Annotated in this window: 2 rRNA genes; both read right to left on the bottom strand. The window is 52.2% G+C overall.

From position 1 onward, the window contains the following. Window positions 1-401: 401 nt before the first annotated feature. Window positions 402-517: ribosomal RNA gene (gene rrf / locus AB0E19_RS38405) — 5S ribosomal RNA — on the bottom strand. A gap of 99 nt (window positions 518-616) precedes the next feature. Beyond that, window positions 617-2,671 (bottom strand): 23S ribosomal RNA (locus AB0E19_RS38400); the annotation flags it as partial.

The raw sequence follows: 2,671 nt of genomic DNA, 5'->3' as shown, positions 1-2,671 counted from the left end.
CAGAAGGAGTAAACGTAAAAATCAAACCACTCCACCAGATTGCCTGATGAAGCCCCGACGATAGCGAAAATGCGTTTCTTGTTATCCAGCGCCCCCTGTTCGACGCCGTGCTCATCCCCAAGAGCCGAGGTTGTTTCTGTCATGATGTATTCTCCGAGCCATAACAATGATGAAATTTGGCTTCCTGCCGCCCTGGTTGTTACTTTATTGTTATTTATAAGTTAACAGCCAAACTTAATAGCGGACGAAGAATATCTGACATTCAGAGAAACAATGCGTTGGTTTTGTGATGAATATTAAACAGTACGATGAAAGCTGAAGCGTATTACAACGGGGATTTTCCATTTTACGCATAGCAAAAAGCCCTGAACGTCAGTTCAGGGCTTTCGGCTTTATTTGATGCCTGGCAGTGTCCTACTCTCGCATGGGGAGACCCCACACTACCATCGGCGCTACGGCGTTTCACTTCTGAGTTCGGCATGGGGTCAGGTGGGACCACCGCGCTATTGCCGCCAGGCAAATTCTGTTTCATTCCAACCGCCTCACTTCCATGAAGCCATCAGAACCAATCTCGGAACGTCGCTGAAAATCTCTCTAAAAACACCTTCGGTGTTGTAAGGTTAAGCCTCACGGATCATTAGTACTGGTTAGCTCAATGCATCGCTGCACTTACACACCCAGCCTATCAACGTCTTAGTCTTAAACGTTCCTTCAGGGACCTTAAAGGCCCAGGGAAGACTCATCTTGAGGCGCGCTTCCCGCTTAGATGCTTTCAGCGGTTATCGCTTCCGAACATAGCTACCCGGCAATGCCACTGGCGTGACAACCGGAACACCAGAGGTTCGTCCACTCCGGTCCTCTCGTACTAGGAGCAGCCCCTCTCAAATCTCCAACGCCCATGGCAGATAGGGACCGAACTGTCTCACGACGTTCTGAACCCAGCTCGCGTACCACTTTAAATGGCGAACAGCCATACCCTTGGGACCGACTACAGCCCCAGGATGTGATGAGCCGACATCGAGGTGCCAAACACCGCCGTCGATATGAACTCTTGGGCGGTATCAGCCTGTTATCCCCGGAGTACCTTTTATCCGTTGAGCGATGGCCCTTCCATACAGAACCACCGGATCACTAAGTCCTAGTTTCCTACCTGCTTGATCCGTCGATCTTGCAGTCAAGCACGCTTATGCCTTTGCACACAGTGCGCGATGTCCGACCGCGCTGAGCGTACCTTCGAGCTCCTCCGTTACTCTTTAGGAGGAGACCGCCCCAGTCAAACTACCCACCATACACGGTCCCCGACCCAGATAATGGGCCCAGGTTAGAACGTCAAGCACGACAGGGTGGTATTTCAAGGATGGCTCCACTGCAGCTAGCGCCACAGTTTCATAGCCTCCCACCTATCCTACACAGACGAACTCAACGTTCAGTGTAAAGCTATAGTAAAGGTTCACGGGGTCTTTCCGTCTTGCCACGGGAACGCTGCATCTTCACAGCGATTTCAATTTCACTGAGTCTCGGGTGGAGACAGCGCCGCTGTCGTTACGCCATTCGTGCAGGTCGGAACTTACCCGACAAGGAATTTCGCTACCTTAGGACCGTTATAGTTACGGCCGCCGTTTACTGGGGCTTCGATCAAGAGCTTCGCCTTGCGGCTGACCCCATCAATTAACCTTCCAGCACCGGGCAGGCGTCACACCCTATACGTCCACTTTCGTGTTTGCAGAGTGCTGTGTTTTTATTAAACAGTTGCAGCCAGCTGGTATCTTCGACTGGCTTCAGCTCCATCCGCGAGGGACTTCACCTACATGCCAGCGTGCCTTCTCCCGAAGTTACGGCACCATTTTGCCTAGTTCCTTCACCCGAGTTCTCTCAAGCGCCTTGGTATTCTCTACCCAACCACCTGTGTCGGTTTGGGGTACGATTTAATGTTACCTGAAGCTTAGAGGATTTTCCTGGAAGCAGGGCATCAACTACTTCTGCACCGTAGTGCATCGTCATCACGCCTCAGGGTTAGTATGCAACCGGATTTACCAGGTCACACCCCCTACACGCTTAAACCGGGACAACCGTCGCCCGGCTAGCCTAGCCTTCTCCGTCCCCCCTTCGCAGTAACACCAAGTACAGGAATATTAACCTGTTTCCCATCGACTACGCTTTTCAGCCTCGCCTTAGGGGTCGACTCACCCTGCCCCGATTAACGTTGGACAGGAACCCTTGGTCTTCCGGCGAGCGGGCTTTTCACCCGCTTTATCGTTACTTATGTCAGCATTCGCACTTCTGATACCTCCAGCAAGCTTCACAACTCACCTTCACAGGCTTACAGAACGCTCCTCTACCGCATCACCCGAAGGTGATACCCGTAGCTTCGGTGTATGGTTTGAGCCCCGTTACATCTTCCGCGCAGGCCGACTCGACTAGTGAGCTATTACGCTTTCTTTAAAGGGTGGCTGCTTCTAAGCCAACCTCCTAGCTGTCTAAGCCTTCCCACATCGTTTCCCACTTAACCATAACTTTGGGACCTTAGCTGACGGTCTGGGTTGTTTCCCTTTTCACGACGGACGTTAGCACCCGCCGTGTGTCTCCCATGCTCGGCACTTGTAGGTATTCGGAGTTTGCATCGGTTTGGTAAGTCGGGATGACCCCCTAGCCGAAACAGTGCTCTACCCCC

Origin of the sequence: Streptomyces sp. NPDC047974, assembly GCF_040653375.1 — a bacterium.
Lineage (GTDB): Bacteria > Actinomycetota > Actinomycetes > Streptomycetales > Streptomycetaceae > Streptomyces.
This window is presented reverse-complemented; position numbering and strand designations above follow the sequence as displayed.